Origin of the sequence: Halorubrum lacusprofundi ATCC 49239, from assembly GCF_000022205.1 — an archaeon.
GTDB lineage: Archaea > Halobacteriota > Halobacteria > Halobacteriales > Haloferacaceae > Halorubrum > Halorubrum lacusprofundi.
On record NC_012030.1, the window covers coordinates 366,173 to 382,349 of the forward strand.

Below are 16,177 nucleotides of genomic sequence, written 5' to 3' on the forward strand. Positions count from 1 at the left end.
ACATCCGAAAATCTGGCACGACGGAGATTGAGAGCGCCGAATAAGACTCACGAGCAGCAGTTTCTCTCTGTAAATTTTGTTGTAATTGCCTTTGACCAATGATTTTTAGTTAGAAAATAGACTAGTAGCAAGTGGTTGATCCACCGGCCCTGATGGATCGACCACCTCTGGGGTATCCCGCCGTCTCGGACCCTTTCACCACCTCCGGGCTTTCGACCTCGTAGAGATCCTACCAATATCTGATCCTAATTTAGGCTATTTGTTTGCTATTTGTGTTCTTTGACTCTCGAATGTACTGTACTGCGCTACATAATCCGTCATTCTATTTGTGATAAGCGTATATCCACTGGCTTTATGAGATTCACTGAAAGATTTATATGCCAGTGTCCTCATGGTTATGGTAATGAGTGTCAAGGGGGTGTCGGTCTGAATTACGGCTATAGTGAGGGTCGACGCTGGCGTTTGGAGCCATTGTCGACCCTTTGGCAGTAATTGCATAGGGTAGTACAACTTCTCATCACGCCTTACCACAGTACCCGGCTCCAGATCGGCCCTGATTGACCCAAGCCGTTCCCATCACCGGCTTGTGGTCTGCTTTCTCATGTTCACCACTCCTTGCTGAGAGGGTTTTCAGTCGACTTCGCTTGCAGAGCTAAAACTGGTGAGTTCGTCGATACGGGCTTCGAGCTCTTCAATTTCGTCTTGGAGTTGGTCAGTCTCTGGGTTGTCAGCAGCAGCGAGTTGATCTTTGAGGCCCTGGAGGCGGGATTCTTTACGCTCTTCGTCGACATCGGCTTTGCGGACGTACTGGCTTTCGTTGATCTCGTAGAGATCCGATTCAGAGAGGTCGGTGACTTCGAGTGCCTCGTCGACTTTGGAGCTGTCGACGGTGGTAACACGTTCGCGATCAATACCTTGGTCTTCGAGTAGTTCGATGACGGTCTGGTCGTCTTTGAGGGTTCGATTGCGTCGACTGGTGCGCTGAACAGAGCCATACTGACCATGGACGGGTTGATCGTGGTGGAGGCGGTCGAGGAGAAGCGAGCGAACGTTCTGGCGGAGATCGTCAGCATTGCGCTGAACATCCGAGCAGAGCGTATAGAGATTGACCAGCTCAGAGGTTTCCATCGTTTCGAGGTCGGTCGGCTCATAGCGTTCGAGGGCATCGATCAAGAGCAACGAATCCGAGTAGAGTGGGAGGTCGGGTTCCTCACGGACGGTTTTGTGGTCTTGGTTTTCGACAGTAAGTGAGGCGTCGACGAGCGAGGAGGGGGTAGGTGAATCGGTGTTTTTCAGCACACCCTCGCGTTGGTCGATCTCGAAGCGTGGATGTACAGAGATGATGGTAGCGTAGGGTTCGGCATCAGCTGGGAGACGATCAAGATCAAAGGGCTGTGGGGACTCAGAGATCCGTTGATAGAGAGTCTCGAATTGGTCCCGTTTGAGTGGAATAGTAGTGTCTTGCTCACGGTAGGAGATGAGGAGTCGATGTTCTTGGACGTCTTGGAGGCGGAATGGCTTTTCAGACAGTGGGGTATGGAAGGACGTATCGGGTGGCACCTCGTCTAGTTCGTCGAGAATCGTGTGCCAGGTGACGGAGAATGGCATATGAATACGTTAGCTTCGGGAGACAAAATGCTAGTGTCGACTGTATCCTGTTGTATTCTTGTGTAATGTTGCCAACCATTATTGTTTCTGGAGTGAATATTCCAAGTTGCGCTCCGTCTTGGAGGGCCGGAGCGTCAGCGGGGACCCACCCAACGATCAAGCCGTGACCTACACTCCGTCATTGTGTAGGTCTCACGGATTTTGCGGTGTATTTTGTGTGGTTCACTCACTGCTTGGACGACGTGGCGGATGACAGTAGCGTGAACAGTCATGTATCTTTATGTTGTGTTGCTGTCTCACAGTGTGATATGAGGGTACCACAGCTCAGCACTTTGTTTGGTGGTCGACGAGATCAGACCTACTCTGAGTGTCGGAGATGTGGGTCGACGGTGGAGTCGGGAACGACAGTCTGTCCAGTGTGTGAACAGCAGTCGGTTGCTGAATATGTTGTGAGTTAGGGATCGATTCTCTCGACAGTCTCAAGTTCCTTGTTATCGCAGTGCTTATTACGAACTCTCAATGGATATCTCCGAAGAACTCACCTGTCTGTTTACTGCTGAAGTCGAAGAACACGACCAATCGTACGTTCTTGAAGTACCTAAACAGGAAGTTGATGTCGGCTACGTCGACTCTGCTGAAGATTACCAAGTTGCACTTGTCGGGACCGCTGAGAACCCCTCACAGTCGGCTCCTTCACAATCAAGCGATACCCACGATCAGCAACCGGAGACTGATCAGCCACCCGTAAGCAAAGGCGAAAATCGGGTTGTCGAGGTCTCGGAGTTAGGAGATCAAGGAGATGGTCTTGCCCGCGTAGAGCGTGGTTTCGTCGTAATCGTTCCTGAGACCAAGAAAGGACAGCGGGTTCGGATTAAAATCGAAACGGTGCGAGAGACAGTTGCGTTTGCACACGTGCTCGAACATCTCGGTAGTGCCGACTCCATGGCTTCAAATTAGACTATATCACGTCGACTGAATTCTGCTAAAACTAAAAGACTACATCAGTAGCTAAGTGGCTGTTTGGAAAATTAGTTTCTTCGATAACAAATGTTTAGTATCATCTGAGAATCCTGTATGTAGTCTGTTCAAAAGTACTTATAATGTGCATGTTTCTCACATTTTCTGAATTAAACAGCGCGGTTCCACTTGATCCTAATATTTATTATATTGTATATTGACCATTATATATGTCTCGTGAAATCAACCGATTAGATACTGTGGACAGGAAACAGACTGCTGAACCGACAGTTGAAACAGGGACGTCCGAATCGGTTGAGTGGCGAGATATCTCCGTAGATACGGATAGAGCCACCGAAACTGCTACACAAAGCAGTTCTGTGGCTGATCGGATTCAGGTGCTTACGGGCGAACCACTCACCATCGAGACTGGGGACATAACAGCAACACTTGTTGGAGTTGCCCAAGTGCGGATTGACGACCTTGTCTACGCACACCAACGCAACGGGATTGTCAGTTCTACACGCACTTGTGCGTTGTTCGATGTTGAAAACACGAGTAATGCTCCCATTCACTGGATGAGCAGACAGACCAAATTCATCGGTAGCGATGGCTACACATACAGACAGGCCAATCTCTCACTCGATCCATCGCGGTTGGGTGCTGGCTGTTTCTCCAGACAGGTAGAGGTCGAACCAGGCTGTCGAGCCCGGATAATCACACCGGTTGAACAGTTGCCCCCGAGAGTCGACGTAAAGAAAGTTGTCCACACAATCTCACCCCGAGGACGGCTTGGCAACCAACGACTCGCATTCTCCCTCTAATCATTGGTTACCGCCGTTCAGAAGTGTTTTCTATATGACTGATCTGTCGCCGTCGACATGGTCGTCTAGCCTATACTCAATTGTACTCACCTAGCTACTTCGAGGAAGCCGAAGCCGAACGGCAGTCCCGAAGTCTTCAGGAATTTCGATCTCAAGGCTGCCACCGTAGCGTTCAGTGAGCCATTTGACGAGCCATAACCCTAGTCCGCTACCATGTTTTAATGGCGAGACGTCCATGCTTTCTGTGACGATTTGACGTTCGGTCTGCGGAATTCCGGGACCGTTGTCAGCGACGATCAATTCAACCATATCGTCGTCGACATTTGCAGAGATGATTGCTTTTGGTATCGACGACGTGTTGTGTCGAATTGCATTATCTAGTAGACTGTCGACAACGATCTGTAGTCGCTTGTCGGCTACTACGGTAAGATCACGAGGACAGTCGACGGTAATATCGGCCTCTGAGAACCGTTCTCGGCAATCTTCCTCAACTGTTTTGATGACCGCATGAAGATCGGTTGGCTCTACTGATGTGGGCTCGTCGAGGACTTTTCGGATCGTATTTGCCTCTGAACACAGCTGGGTAAGACTGTCGGCGGTTTCAATAACTGATTCGAGGGCTTCACGAGTCTGTTCGTTTTCTGCAGACTCGACGGCATGCTTACTGTAGGCAGTGATGATGTTCACGTCGTTGCGTAAGTTGTGACGGAGGACACGCTGAAGGACATCGAGGTATCGTTCCCGACGGAGCTTATCAGTAATATCACTGTAGATTGCAAATCCATGCTCCTCCCCTGTTGGGACGCCTCGGTACAGGAACTTTCGGGGACCATTGGAAGTCATCCGTTCAATAACCGCTCGGTTCGGCTTCCCATCGGCTGTTCGCTGATCAAAGGTTTTGGCCTCATCACGCTGGTCGTCCGGTACTATCAGTTCGTTGAGCGGCAGACCTGTGACCGACTCATCCGCACAGAACACCTCACGGAACGCCGCGTTCGCCTGGACGATGATCGGCTCGTCATCTTCTAATTTGAACTCCACAGTGGGGTCATTTAATTGATTGAATAGCGATTCGAAGTGATTCGTGGTCGTTGTCAATTGCTGGGCTGTCATAGGAATGGGATCAACACTCGATCGTATCTTTTTGGGTGCTGAGGGTATCCGCCTCGTGTTTCGAAGACGGAGTTGTCGTACTTGTTGAACAGATCATGACAATACTGACTGCCTTCCTACTTGATCGGTGGTCTTCGATAGTGACGTCAAAACGGCTGGTTAGTGTCTTAACCGTCTTGATGTCACACATTGTGTCTTATTGACTAGCTTCGAACTCGGTGTCCCAGTCGTCGCTGAATGTATCGACAAGCTGGGCAATCTCGGTTACTTCGGCAGTCTGTTCTTCATTGGCGGCGGCGAGTTCGTCAATCTCGCTTGCGAACATACGTGCCTTATTGCTGGCGTCGTTGGTCATGGAGGCGATCTCCTCGGTACTGGCTGCCTGTTGGTCGGTTGCATCGGCAATCTCGGCAATCCCGTCGTCGATCTCACCGACAGCTTCGACAATCCGATCGAGATTGTCAATGGCATTGTCGACCTCTTCGATCCCGTTGTCGATGCTATCGTTGGCCTGGTCGATACTCTCGACAGTCTGTTTTGTATCAGATTTAACACGGCTGGCCATTTCCTCAATGTCGACAGCCTGCTCTTGGGTTTCCTCGGCTAGGGTTTTGATTTCGTCGGCGACGACAGCAAAGCCTTCGCCAGCTTCGCCAGCACGAGCGGCTTCGATTGAGGCGTTGAGCGCGAGCAGGTTCGTCTGTTCAGCTATATCTTGGATGACGGTGACGACTTCATCGATCTCTTCCATCCGTTCTTGGAGTGTCTGAATATCGTCCTCAACATTGGCTGCAGCTGTGTCGACCTCACCCATGGCATCGATAGCGTCACTGGCAGCCTCTTGGCTTTGTTCGGCCATTTGACGAGCATTACTGCTTTCGCTCCGTACCTCTTCGGAGCTGGATGCAATTTCCTCGATAGTGGCACTCAGATCAGAGGCCTCATCCGCAACCTCTGTCATATTATTCGCCTGTTCGCTAGCAACACCGCTTATCTCATCGGTGCTTTCGGCAATCTGTTCGGCAGCCGCAGTAAGTTCGTGGGTGGACGTTTGAAGTTCTTCGAGCCGATCACGCTCGATTACAACCTTATCACTATCGGCACGAGCACTTTGAGGCTGCGAAGATTGTTGGGTTCCGACAGGGGACTGTTGATTGGCGACCTGTGGTGCGGTTTCGGATTGAACTCCTCCATCTGATCTCATCTGCTGTGAAGGGGGATCTGTCACACCTGATCTGCAATTCATCTTTTGACCCACACAGCCTATTTTACCCGTGTTTGTCGATCTAGAACTGTCTTCAGGTTGGTCTTCGACACTACTTTTGCTACTATTCGGGACAAATGTTCGAATTATGCTTTTGAGCATATCTATGCCAAGACAGCAAATGATAATAAGATTACCTATTGGCAAATTATTCATTACAATAGTCATATTGAATCCTATGTATCTCAGTTTGTACATTGGTCTCTACAACTCACCTAGTCGAAATAAGAGCCATAGAGACTCGATCTGTTCTCACATCGCACCTGCACTTGGTATCGCTAAGACTGCTCGCTCTTATCACTACTTCTGCGGTTGATCACCAATCAGTCAACCCCCTCACCATAGCCGCGCCGATATCTCTCGCTTTCTCTCGTCTCAGCCCCTTGTGTTCTGCAATCTGTGTAGCCATTTCGTAGACCAGTTCTCGAGCAACTTTGGGAAACGGAGGGAGCCGAGCGGTCGCGCTTTGCGCGGCCCGCTCGGATGATATAAACGCATGCGTAAGCAAGACAATCGTCACGTGGTGATGCCATCCTTTCCACGTACGGCCTTCGAATTGATCCAATCCGAGTACCTGTTTGGCGTCTTCGTGAAAACGCTCGATTGCCCATCGAAGATGGGCATATCTCACTAACTCTTCTAAGCTCCACTCGTCAACTCCCCAGCACAGCCACGCTCGCAACTTATCTTCAGCATCCTCTATTAGAAGCCACCCTCTTTCGTCTGAAATTCGGCGTTTTGCCACGCTCTTCACAACACAAACGCGTGTACGAAAGAACCGCCCAGTAAGCGGTTCTTTCGTTCCTTCTGCCCACGTTATCTCCCTCCAATCTTCATCATCAAGGTCAGCACAGATCTCTACAGCGGACTGGGGAATCACGTCCTCAGGATATCGTGGTTCGGACGGGGGTCGGCCACGTCCCGACCCCCGTCCAAGTTCCTCAATCGGAGTTGATTCTGGAATAACAGGCAGAGCTTTTGGTCTGACACCGAGTATATAGGGTTCATTCCATTCTCTGAGTTGAGTTCGGAATGAGAGATATTTCCCATACCCCGAGTCGGCCCCCACGCAGGCGTGGGGGACCGACGCTTTCCGTGCACGCGAAACAAGACCAATCGCGATCTCTGGCTTCGTCCGGAAACGAATGTCTTCAGGAATATCGCACTGCTGTCGCCGGTCTTCAAATTCGTCATCTTCAACCCACTTACGGGGAAGATACAACTCCAAGCCAAGTGGCCACGTGATTTGGTCGGCGTTCCGGGCCTCGCCCGGAACCGCTGCCACAAGGTCAACGCCAACCTGACAGGAAGCAATCTTCCCGATTGATCCGGCGTACTGACGCTTGACACCCACACTATGATGACCTTGTTTGAGCATATCAACATCATCGACGATCAGCATCGCCGCTGGCGATGCGATCGTCTCTGGGATTTGTTGATTGAGATGATTCTGGACAGCCTCATATTCCCATGGACTTTCGCTAATGAAGCGTCTAATGCGGTGTTCGTTGATTGCAAGCCGTTTGCCAATTCCTCGAAAAGTTTTGTGACTACCAGGTCGAATCAGCCCTTCAACGTAGGCAGGAGCAACATTCCACGTGTTGGCTGCACGTGACCACGTTGATCCATCGGGGCGCGTCGTAAACGCGCCCCGAAGAGAGGCAAGAAACCGTCGGATGGCGGTTTTCGGAGTTCGCATACCAAACGAAACACTGTTCATACAGAGCCACAGGAGATGAGCAGAGATAGCGCCGCCGTTGAACCGCAGAAGTAGTGTTATGTAGAAACGTGGAACGTTCCTATAGCTACGGTCTACGATCCCAAATGAGGAGATGCGCCCTCCTCAGATCCAGCCTTCGGCCGGATACTTCGCCAGCTCATTGATCTCGGCGTGATCACCATCACCACGGAGTCGCTCGATGCGCCTCATCAGCCATGACTATCGGCTGTCTTGATGGGAATCTCTGACAGTAAGTGTATAGAGACGTTTGCGGGCGTCCTGCAGTGATGTTCTCGATTCGACGACGTCGACTTGTTGTAACTCATTGAGACCGTACCGTACGGTTCGTTCTGAGAGGTGTGACTTTGTGGCGATTTCTCGTTGGGAGAGTGTTCCTTCATGTTTGAGAATAAGAGCAACTAACTTGGCACTTGGTGGGAGATCTTGAATCGCATCTCGTAACTCTGTAAACGATGCTATCTGGAGTTCCCCCTGTGTGGTCATTAGGTGAGGTTGTCGGCTTGATTGTATAATATTACTGACTTACAGCACTCGCGTGTGCGACTGTTCAAACAGTATGAAACAGGTCACTCGGTACCTCGCCTATTGCGAACTTTATCGGAGCCTCCGAAAGGTGTTCAACAGTTTTGGGACCTTGACACGGAGTCGACAGCTCGTCGGTCAGCGGGTGATGGGTCGACAGTCGCCACCCAACGAGAGACGACTAAGTCGAATCCTCAGATTCCAGCTGAGGGCACGATAGTCGAGAGATAGTCACTCGGTCGATTCCTCGAATTTCGCACACTGTAACTCGGTGATGAATAACAGATCGTCGACTTTGTAGAGCCAACCGTGGTTGTGTAGGTAATTGAGGGCGTGGTCGATATCGGTATCCCGAAAGTCTGGATTGGCTTCAGCGATGAGTTCTGTTGCTTGGTGGTGTGTAAATGCGTCTTGATCTGACTGTTCACAGAGATACCGCTCAAGAGGGAGATACGCATTTTCGATCCAGTCCGGGAGTGCTGGGTCTCCTTCGGATGGCATTTGTGAGCGTTCGTTTGAGATACTTTCTCCGGCTATTTAAAAATCTGATCAGAAAACTATCGAACAATCTCTTCTGAACACACGACAGAACTACCAGCCACAGAGAGCCGTTCAGTTCTCACATCGGATCTGCCTCTGGTATCGCCGGGACTGCTCGCTCTTGTGTAGAGCTCTGGAAACAGGTTGGTCGCTGACGAGAGATACTGCTTGAAGTGCTGCGTGAAAGACAATATCGACAGATTAGTACACTGCGCCACTGTCGGGGTATACCATCAGATGAGAGGAGTACCCATTGTACCGACCGAGACAACAGTAGCGAGTATTCTGTGTTGGTCCCCGGAACGAACCGGATCCCTGGTCAGTCTGACGATGAACTGGCGAGAGTAACCTGATCAGCCTCCAGTAGATCGGACACATACTGATTTTCCCATTTCAAGCGATCTGTGAGAAGTTGTTCACCACTCTCAGTAACTTCATAATAGTTGGTTCGCTGATCTTGGCTCCCTTTCTCGACCAGCGAGTGTTCGACCAACACATCGAGGTTTGGATACAGGCGACCGTGGTTGACGTTGTCGACATACTGTTCCATCTCTCGGCGGACCGTCTGACCCGAGGGCTGGTCAGAGCCTGCGACGACATACAGGAGGTCACGCTGGAAGCCAGTCAGTTCGAATGACTGTGTCTGAGACATTCTACTTCAAAATATATCTGACCACCTATTAGTTAGATACAAATTAATTGTTATCAAGACACCCCAGACTACACACAGGCGAGTAGGCAGAGCCTACCACCCGCTAAACCGGTAGTAGGATATTTATAATATAGACGATATCCATCTCGTAGCCTCTATGGATACTCTCCAAATCGAGAACAATCGTAATAAACATCACTCTCGGCAGCGTGTGTGTCAGAACTGTGGTGAGTACGTCACCAAACAGTTCGTTCGTGTCTTCGGTACAAATGACGGCTCGCTGTACGGCTGTATGAACTGTTCGACAGGCCGTGAGCTTCGTAATGGTGGCGGCAAGCGACCGTCACAGTAGCTAACTGCCAAACTGATAGCTTTCAAAAATGCCCAGAAGCGATAGGGAGACGTGAGTTGATCCCATCAGGCTAGAGGACGGCCATCTCTGAGATGAAAGAAGACAAATCTGGTTTCACACGGTATCTCAAGCAGTATCTCTCGTCAGCGATCAACCTGTTTCCGCAGTTCTACACAAGAGTGAGTCAGTTATTGAGACCGTTGGTGAGCCTGATCGCGTTGTTGAACAACTCGGTTATAACACACACCACTGCTTCCGCTGTTCTTCTCTATAATCGGAGGATTCTTATTGAGGCTGTTGACGGCAAAATTGAGCAGATGCTCTTCCTTGATCTGGTTGTCTACTTGGTTTGGTTTCTTACTACGTCCAAGCAGACACTTCCTCTAACCCTATGTGATCGACTGAGCCTAGGTATCCAACTATCTTTGAGGGAATGTGCAAGACATAGTGGATAGATCTATCAACACTGTCCAGTTTAAAATCCAAACAGTCTGATTGATCGTGTTTCTGGTGGCTATTTCCATCATTTCAGTTCTTCATCGAACTCATTCTCACAAGTATCACATCGGTAGCGATACATCGCATACGGTCGCCCAGTTTCTTCGTCAATAATGAAGTCCGCCATAAGGATGAGTTCAATATTATTTTCTTCGCCACAGTGAGTACAGGCAACCATTATGATAGTCAACGGTCTGAATACAGTTTGTTGTGTTGCTACCCCAGTACTGACTGTCGATAACACGTACGACTTCTGTCAACCCCCAGAGAGTGTACCATAGCGGCCAGTTAGTACGAAATCCGTCGTAACGGGTTTTATAATCCCGCTTACTGTCGGGGGCCAATATGGTCGTTGTCGAAAAGGTTACCCGATTAAGCGAGCGCCGCAATCAGACCTCGTCCGAGGCGTTTCCGGACGAAGCACTTGCATTGATTCGATCAGCGGTCGATGCCGTCCCATCAAGTGTATTCGATGGATCGGCGAAACACACGGAAGTCGGGGGGTTTGATGCCACAATCGCCAACGGCATCCCCCAGTACGAATACGAAGGGGACGCTGCTGGCGGCTACAACCCAAACTGTAAGCTCTGGTCGCACCTAGGATTTAATTACAGTGTCGACCTCTACGACGCCGACGCCCGGATTGCCATCGAAGTCGAGAAGACCGAACGGAAGAGCGTCAGCGACGATCTGATTAAGTTCCAGAAGGGGTATAGAACCCAGAAAGATGGTCGACCGAAGATCGAGTTCGGGTGCCTGGTCGTGCCAGTGAACTACCGGGGATCGGATAACCTCTACCAGCATAGCCTGACCAAACTCGACTTCATGAAAAGCGTCCTGTTCATTGATGATGTCGCCGTCATCGGTTATCGCGATCCACGACCGGACTGATGCCGTCCCCAGACCAAGTCGGTTGTAGGCGGAACGTGACTCACGTCTGTTGACGTAGAATGTGTGTGGAAGACTATAGGTGGGAGTCTCACACTTTATGTTTTTAGTGACAGAAATGTGGGAAATTGGCACTATAAATAAATAAGATTATATCTTATAGAAACAATCATTAAGAATGGGGGGTAATACAACCAAGTGTATTAAATGTTACAGAGTCTACAATACTACCGTGAATAATCACTGTCCACGCTGCAAAACCCCGCGACACCCTCCAACAGACAAAGGAATGATGGGGTGAGATAAGGCGACAAATTCAAGCTCTAAATATAATATGGCCGTCATGACTGCACTTCATGTGCCGAGTGAAATACACACCGGGTTTCCGCTGTTATCTCACACCCCACGTTCAAAGTGAAGACACACTCCGTTATCGATCCTGACACAGGAAGGTCAAGATTTCCACGATAACCAGACATCCTGGTTATCCGTTTTTCGTTGCTCGATCTGGCCGGTATTGGCCATCAGATGCAGTTGTTCTTGGACGATCTCTGTATCAGCCTCAACGACAGAGGCAACGTCGTCTGTAGAGAGGGCTCTGTGATCCACGAGTGCTGAAACAATAGCTCCTCGAAGTTGGATTCTGTCGTCTGTGAAATCTGGTGAGCTATCGTCCATACCTTGAGTTGCCAGTCGTAAAAATATCTGTATCGGTCCAAATATCAGTATCTGATAGACCAAAATATCGATACGTACGTTTGCAGCCTTGTATGTCAGCGTTTGATAAAATATCGCGTTGCGAGTGTGGTCAGTTCTGCTGTGACTCCATGAATTCTATCGCGGTCCAAATATCTATGATTCGAACTCTCCCCTCGTAGTATGTGTTCTCAATCACTCCAGAGATCGCTTTTTCGGCGTTTCTATCATCCATCAAAATCCCGACTGACTCATGTGATGTCGACCCGAGCAACATCACAGCGACTGCAGGCAGTTCTGAATCTGTCTTTCGTAACACATCTGGGTCGGTTTGTTCGAATTTAGCCAGCCGCTCGTGGACTCGGTCCATGACTTCTCCAGCACGAGGCCCATCGTGAACTCGCACCCCCAGTTGCACGTCGTCGACGGTAGTGATCCACTCTGTCGTTGCTGCTCGGTCGACCCAATCAATGCTAATGTATCCACGCTGTTCGGTCAGTTCTTCGACGACACCACGACTCAGGTAGAGCTGACGGTCCTCGGCCTGGACGTACTCGATAAACGTCTGGTACGGATCGCTATCTGTCCCACCAATTGTTCGCAGGAAACTCGTATCACAGATGAGTGCAGTCGGAAACGGCGATGGGTGGACCTCACTCATCGGCACGCTGGTATGGCCCCTGGTCGAGTGCCCGGTCGTGGACGTCGACGTCGAAGGAAACCCCGGTTAGTGTCGGATCGTGGTCTTTGACTACAGTGATGATACGTTCAATCACCTGGGTGACTGCAATTGCTTCTACGGCAGGGATATCAAGGTCATCTGCAACACCACGACGGGTAGTTTCACCTTTCAGATACTCGATTGTCGACATAACCACAGGAGCGAGGGCCGCCTTGCCGTGTCGGTCGACAAAGAGTTCCAGATCGTCGTCGACACTCGTCGCCCCATAGACGGCGATAAGGACGGGGCCGAGTTCGATGGTTGTTTGATCCGTCCAGTTACCGCTTACCGGTTCAGCACGCCACAGTGACGATCCGTTTTCGTACGTGTCTAGTTCCGTTGCGATGCCTAGCTCTGCTAGTGTGTTGGCGTATTTGTAGGCTGTACTCTTTGAGAACCCTTGTCGATCACGAGCTGCAACGACGGTCGTTGGCGAGTTGATCAGCAGATCAGTGTAAAACCGTGCGAGTTCGGGAATTCTCAATAGCTCCTGGACAACAAAGAACTGATGTGCTGTCTGTCCAGCATCCGGTGACGGTGTGGAGGGCGGAGCTTTCGACATAGTGCATAGTTCGCGGACTATAGACTAAAAGGTTTGCACGAGAGATTGCCAGTCAGTAGATGTCTTCAGTAGACGTTCCGGATTGGATCACAACCGCTATCGAATTCACCGCCCTGAGAATAGTTCATTGCTTGCCATTCAACGATAATTAGCCCCTTAATTTCGGTACAGCACAGTTTAGACTATGATCGCTTTATTGAATAACTCGGTTACGGTCGCTCTGGCTGTCTTTGAACACCGGTGAGGAAAGAGACCTGAGCAAATTGTATACTCGATCTGTCATGCAAGACTGCGAGCGTGAGCTGATCAATGGCGAGACACAGTTAGCAAAGCTGGTTCTTTCTGCACTTGTACTGCAGGTCGAACAGCAAGATGGCACTGTACCTACCTAGGCGGTATACAATCAGTACACAGAAATCATCAAGTCGACCGAGTCAACCCCTGTCTCGGAACGACGTGTCTCTGAAATTCTCAAGCAGTTTAATTTCCATTCGGTAATCCGTTCAGCACGGATTGGTCGAGGAAGAGGCAAAGGAATTACCAATACTCACCGAATTCTCGAAGATCTCGATATCGTCAACCAAACACTCGCGGCAGATTCAGAGATTGACTACTTTTCATCGTGAGGAACACTTCGTAATCGAAGAGTATCGGTCAATGTATATTAAGATGTGAGGTGGCTTCTTTCGATTGCGGGCAAAATATCTTTGATATAGGCCTCTCTTCATGGCATATATCAATCTTTTTCGGGTACTTCTTCAGGAATAAGCTCATAAATTCCACTCCCGATATTTGTAATTATTCCTTCATCAGATAGTCGCTTAAATCGCTCCCGTATGTATTGTTTTGAATACCCTGTTCGATCACCGATGTTCGGAGCATTATTTCTCCCTTCACGGAGAACTTCTATAATTTCCCAGTCGGCATCGCGTAGATCGTCCGCATTCATATACGTAGGTGTCTACTCAATCATGTTAAGATGATTGGCTTGTGTCTATAGCCAGTAACCAAATACCAATAGCCTATTACCCATAGGTTTATGTTCTATCAAGATTTAATGCTAATCAGAAGCACGGACTGCCTCAGAAAGTGAGGCCGGTGCGACAACACCGACCCCGTGCTTCGCAGGACGAAGCATGAAAGACTCCGAATCTACGCCAGATGAATCTGTCGAACAGCACAGCGACCAACCGCAACTCCAAGCCTGTCCGAACTACGATGTGGTTGGCCTCCCAGAACGGATTGCAGCCCACGACTACCGTCCGAATCAAGCACGTAACTCAGCCTCCCACAAGCACACCAACACGGACACCACCACAACCCAAGGCCCAGCACTCAAACTCAACACATCCATCGCCCGCCAACGAGAAGCCGACTACACCACCGGCAGCCTCGAAATTACACGAGCTGCAACCACCGAGCCAACACTGACCCTCGGGTTAATCACCAATCGAGAGTCGACCACAATCGAACTGACCCCACAACAGGCACTCCAGGTCGCCGACACACTCCAGACCACGGCCACCGAAATAGTGGCCGCCGAACTCCCAGAAAACACCCCACAGACACCCACTGAGAACACACCCCAACACACCGAGTCCACACCGTCGACAGAGCCCACCCTGGAGGCATTCGAGACCGATGACTGACACAGCTGCCCTCACGGCCCACCTCGAAACCATCCCACCAGAATCGACGGTCGAACTCACCTGGCAGACACCCAACGGCACCGCCCAAACCAAAGGCCAGCTCGTCTCCTACGATCCTCACTCGGCGGCCAGACGCATCGAAGCCACCGGGAGCACGCTGCTGTTGGTCCCGGCCGAAGACGGACGCGAAATTTCGGTTGCCGAACTCACAGACGGTCAAACGACCTACCGTGGTGAGCTCTGTGAACTCTCGGTCAAAGACCACGCCACAGAACCACTCGAAATCACCGAACAGGGTCTCAACGTCCCGGCCTACCTCGTCGGCTACACTGGCTTTCTGGTCGTCGAAACCGACACCGAAAGTCACGAACTCCGGATTCCTGATCCGGGACTCGAAGCCTACGATGACCGCTTGCTAGCTCCCTGCAACGACCCCACAACAACTGAACTTCTCGTGCGCCCACGGGCAGGCCCACACCGACAATACGAGCTAGTCGACACTCGCCCAGACACCAACTCGACCACCACCGACCAACCGCTGGCCGAGTATGAGGGCCTCGACACAGCGATCCATACGGTCGCTGCACTCAACGAGACGGTCGCCACCGACGACGACCTCACCGACACTACACAGACAGAAGCCAGACGCCGTCTCCAAAACATCCAAACGACGCTGCTCGATGCTCACAACATGCTGTGTGATCCTCCAGCAGATCCCGACTGGCAGCCGACCGCCGACGAGGCCGATCCCATCACGGCCTACCACACAACACTCGACCACCTACAAAGCAACCTCGAACAACTGGAAACACAGGCCACCGACGAGACCGGGAGTTTGGATCGCCAACAGTGTGCCCTCAAATTCAGCAGCGCCCAACATGAAGTCGACAAACTGCGCTCGGTGTTGTGTACCTCTACCGACGTCCCACCACGGACCGACACGGACGGCCGCCAAAATGGCGATGGACGGTGGCTCGAATATCAACTGAGTAACTCACTGCAGCGGTGGGGCTACCGGACCCAACTCCGAGAACCGATCTACGGACTGGAGGTCGATGTCGTCGCGCGCCGCGATCCCAAACAAAACGACCCCACCGACTGGATCGTCTCCCAGTGCAAAGACTGGGAAAATCGACCGATCACCCCAGATGTGATCTTCCGGCTGTGTATGCTTGCCTTCAGCGCCAAAGCAATGCCCGTGTTGTGTCATACAACTCAGCTGACAGACCGTGCTAAAGAAATTGCCAACACGTGGGAAGTGCGAGTCTTAGAACTCGACGACCTCAACCGAGGAGCACTCCCAGCGCCAACCTCCTTGGCACTCAGCGACGATCTCATCTCGTTCCCAACTACCTCTACGGCCCGCGAAAAACGGAACCCGCTTCCTCTCTTGTTCCACGGTGAGCCAGACAAGCACTTCACCTATGTGCCGGGCTATGAGCCTGTTGGCCTGACCCACGAGTATCGACCCGTCGACGGGCAAGACTGAACACCAAATCGATAGAATATATAAATAGGGTTAATCGGATTATCGTATAACTCGATTATGAACATTCGATCAGATCCTGTTCGAATCGTTTTTGCATAACG

Annotated in this window: 17 protein-coding genes; 6 read left to right on the forward strand and 11 right to left on the reverse strand. The window is 50.7% G+C overall.

Annotated features, from left to right (window positions below):
• Nucleotides 1–630: 630 nt before the first annotated feature.
• On the reverse strand, nt 631–1,608 hold the full coding sequence (locus tag HLAC_RS18545) for a DUF7983 family protein (RefSeq protein WP_012660303.1): 978 nt from the start codon (nt 1,606–1,608) through the stop codon (nt 631–633).
• A 519-nt stretch (nt 1,609–2,127) separates the two neighbouring features.
• Between HLAC_RS18545 and HLAC_RS18550 the strand changes: the two genes are divergently transcribed.
• Nucleotides 2,128–2,565, forward strand: a complete 438-nt coding sequence (locus HLAC_RS18550) for a TRAM domain-containing protein (RefSeq protein ID WP_079892146.1) — start codon at nt 2,128–2,130, stop codon at nt 2,563–2,565.
• A gap of 914 nt (nt 2,566–3,479) precedes the next feature.
• Here the strand turns inward: HLAC_RS18550 and HLAC_RS17405 are convergent.
• The 6 genes from HLAC_RS17405 to HLAC_RS18575 form a co-directional block, all read right to left on the reverse strand.
• Complete coding sequence (locus HLAC_RS17405; protein ID WP_049933988.1) at nt 3,480–4,502, reverse strand: sensor histidine kinase; 1,023 nt, start codon at nt 4,500–4,502, stop codon at nt 3,480–3,482.
• A 196-nt stretch (nt 4,503–4,698) separates the two neighbouring features.
• Nucleotides 4,699–5,730, reverse strand: a complete 1,032-nt coding sequence (locus tag HLAC_RS18560; RefSeq protein WP_169304940.1) for a methyl-accepting chemotaxis protein — start codon at nt 5,728–5,730, stop codon at nt 4,699–4,701.
• A gap of 352 nt (nt 5,731–6,082) precedes the next feature.
• Nucleotides 6,083–7,486 (reverse strand): IS701 family transposase, encoded by a 1,404-nt coding sequence (locus HLAC_RS18565; RefSeq protein ID WP_012660306.1) that lies wholly within the window; start codon nt 7,484–7,486, stop codon nt 6,083–6,085.
• A gap of 219 nt (nt 7,487–7,705) precedes the next feature.
• Nucleotides 7,706–7,990: a winged helix-turn-helix transcriptional regulator gene (locus HLAC_RS19910; RefSeq protein WP_012660307.1), complete on the reverse strand. Its 285-nt coding sequence runs from the start codon at nt 7,988–7,990 to the stop codon at nt 7,706–7,708.
• A gap of 270 nt (nt 7,991–8,260) precedes the next feature.
• Nucleotides 8,261–8,530 (reverse strand): hypothetical protein, encoded by a 270-nt coding sequence (locus tag HLAC_RS17420; RefSeq protein WP_012660308.1) that lies wholly within the window; start codon nt 8,528–8,530, stop codon nt 8,261–8,263.
• Between the two features lie 358 nt (nt 8,531–8,888).
• Nucleotides 8,889–9,221, reverse strand: a complete 333-nt coding sequence (locus HLAC_RS18575) for a PadR family transcriptional regulator (RefSeq protein ID WP_012660309.1) — start codon at nt 9,219–9,221, stop codon at nt 8,889–8,891.
• 157 nt (nt 9,222–9,378) lie between these two features.
• On the opposite strand from HLAC_RS18575, the gene HLAC_RS20095 reads away from it, so the two are divergent.
• Nucleotides 9,379–9,573: a DUF7563 family protein gene (locus tag HLAC_RS20095; RefSeq protein ID WP_079892148.1), complete on the forward strand. Its 195-nt coding sequence runs from the start codon at nt 9,379–9,381 to the stop codon at nt 9,571–9,573.
• Nucleotides 9,574–10,416: 843 nt separating this feature from the next.
• Nucleotides 10,417–10,962: a hypothetical protein gene (locus HLAC_RS17430; protein ID WP_012660311.1), complete on the forward strand. Its 546-nt coding sequence runs from the start codon at nt 10,417–10,419 to the stop codon at nt 10,960–10,962.
• Between the two features lie 450 nt (nt 10,963–11,412).
• Here HLAC_RS17430 and HLAC_RS19090 read toward each other — a convergent pair whose 3' ends face one another.
• From HLAC_RS19090 to HLAC_RS18585, 3 genes are all read right to left on the reverse strand, one after another.
• The gene (locus HLAC_RS19090; RefSeq protein ID WP_089673636.1) at nt 11,413–11,637 is read right to left on the reverse strand and encodes a hypothetical protein; all 225 of its coding nucleotides are present in this window, start codon (nt 11,635–11,637) and stop codon (nt 11,413–11,415) included.
• A gap of 130 nt (nt 11,638–11,767) precedes the next feature.
• Complete coding sequence (locus tag HLAC_RS17435) at nt 11,768–12,316, reverse strand: PIN domain-containing protein (protein WP_012660312.1); 549 nt, start codon at nt 12,314–12,316, stop codon at nt 11,768–11,770.
• Nucleotides 12,309–12,938, reverse strand: a complete 630-nt coding sequence (locus HLAC_RS18585; protein WP_012660313.1) for a DUF7437 domain-containing protein — start codon at nt 12,936–12,938, stop codon at nt 12,309–12,311. Before HLAC_RS18585 ends, HLAC_RS17435 begins: the two co-directional genes overlap by 8 nt.
• 419 nt (nt 12,939–13,357) lie before the next feature.
• Here HLAC_RS18585 and HLAC_RS20055 point away from each other — a divergent pair, with 419 nt between their 5' ends.
• Complete coding sequence (locus tag HLAC_RS20055) at nt 13,358–13,564, forward strand: hypothetical protein (protein ID WP_394296238.1); 207 nt, start codon at nt 13,358–13,360, stop codon at nt 13,562–13,564.
• A 110-nt stretch (nt 13,565–13,674) separates the two neighbouring features.
• Here HLAC_RS20055 and HLAC_RS18595 read toward each other — a convergent pair whose 3' ends face one another.
• A complete protein-coding gene (locus HLAC_RS18595; protein ID WP_079892149.1) occupies nt 13,675–13,887 on the reverse strand; it encodes a winged helix-turn-helix domain-containing protein in 213 nt (70 codons plus the stop codon).
• Nucleotides 13,888–14,074: 187 nt separating this feature from the next.
• Between HLAC_RS18595 and HLAC_RS17445 the strand changes: the two genes are divergently transcribed.
• Both HLAC_RS17445 and HLAC_RS19760 read left to right on the forward strand, forming a co-directional pair.
• Entirely contained in the window at nt 14,075–14,587 is a 513-nt protein-coding gene (locus HLAC_RS17445) for a hypothetical protein (RefSeq protein WP_012660314.1), read from the forward strand.
• A complete protein-coding gene (locus tag HLAC_RS19760; RefSeq protein WP_012660315.1) occupies nt 14,580–16,076 on the forward strand; it encodes a restriction endonuclease in 1,497 nt (498 codons plus the stop codon). The genes HLAC_RS17445 and HLAC_RS19760 overlap by 8 nt, the downstream gene beginning before the upstream one ends.
• Nucleotides 16,077–16,177 lie beyond the last annotated feature (101 nt).

Bases quoted from the DNA above. Each gene is read 5' to 3' on its own strand.
- HLAC_RS18545 (WP_012660303.1), bottom strand. From the start codon at position 1,608: ATGCCATTCTCCGTCACCTGGCACACGATTCTCGACGAACTAGACGAG.
- HLAC_RS18550 (WP_079892146.1), top strand. From the start codon at position 2,128: ATGGATATCTCCGAAGAACTCACCTGTCTGTTTACTGCTGAAGTCGAA.
- HLAC_RS17405 (WP_049933988.1), bottom strand. From the start codon at position 4,502: ATGACAGCCCAGCAATTGACAACGACCACGAATCACTTCGAATCGCTA.
- HLAC_RS18565 (WP_012660306.1), bottom strand. From the start codon at position 7,486: ATGAACAGTGTTTCGTTTGGTATGCGAACTCCGAAAACCGCCATCCGA.
- HLAC_RS19910 (WP_012660307.1), bottom strand. From the start codon at position 7,990: ATGACCACACAGGGGGAACTCCAGATAGCATCGTTTACAGAGTTACGA.
- HLAC_RS17420 (WP_012660308.1), bottom strand. From the start codon at position 8,530: ATGCCATCCGAAGGAGACCCAGCACTCCCGGACTGGATCGAAAATGCG.
- HLAC_RS18575 (WP_012660309.1), bottom strand. From the start codon at position 9,221: ATGTCTCAGACACAGTCATTCGAACTGACTGGCTTCCAGCGTGACCTC.
- HLAC_RS20095 (WP_079892148.1), top strand. From the start codon at position 9,379: ATGGATACTCTCCAAATCGAGAACAATCGTAATAAACATCACTCTCGG.
- HLAC_RS17430 (WP_012660311.1), top strand. From the start codon at position 10,417: ATGGTCGTTGTCGAAAAGGTTACCCGATTAAGCGAGCGCCGCAATCAG.
- HLAC_RS19090 (WP_089673636.1), bottom strand. From the start codon at position 11,637: ATGGACGATAGCTCACCAGATTTCACAGACGACAGAATCCAACTTCGA.
- HLAC_RS17435 (WP_012660312.1), bottom strand. From the start codon at position 12,316: ATGAGTGAGGTCCACCCATCGCCGTTTCCGACTGCACTCATCTGTGAT.
- HLAC_RS18585 (WP_012660313.1), bottom strand. From the start codon at position 12,938: ATGTCGAAAGCTCCGCCCTCCACACCGTCACCGGATGCTGGACAGACA.
- HLAC_RS18595 (WP_079892149.1), bottom strand. From the start codon at position 13,887: ATGAATGCGGACGATCTACGCGATGCCGACTGGGAAATTATAGAAGTT.
- HLAC_RS17445 (WP_012660314.1), top strand. From the start codon at position 14,075: ATGAAAGACTCCGAATCTACGCCAGATGAATCTGTCGAACAGCACAGC.
- HLAC_RS19760 (WP_012660315.1), top strand. From the start codon at position 14,580: ATGACTGACACAGCTGCCCTCACGGCCCACCTCGAAACCATCCCACCA.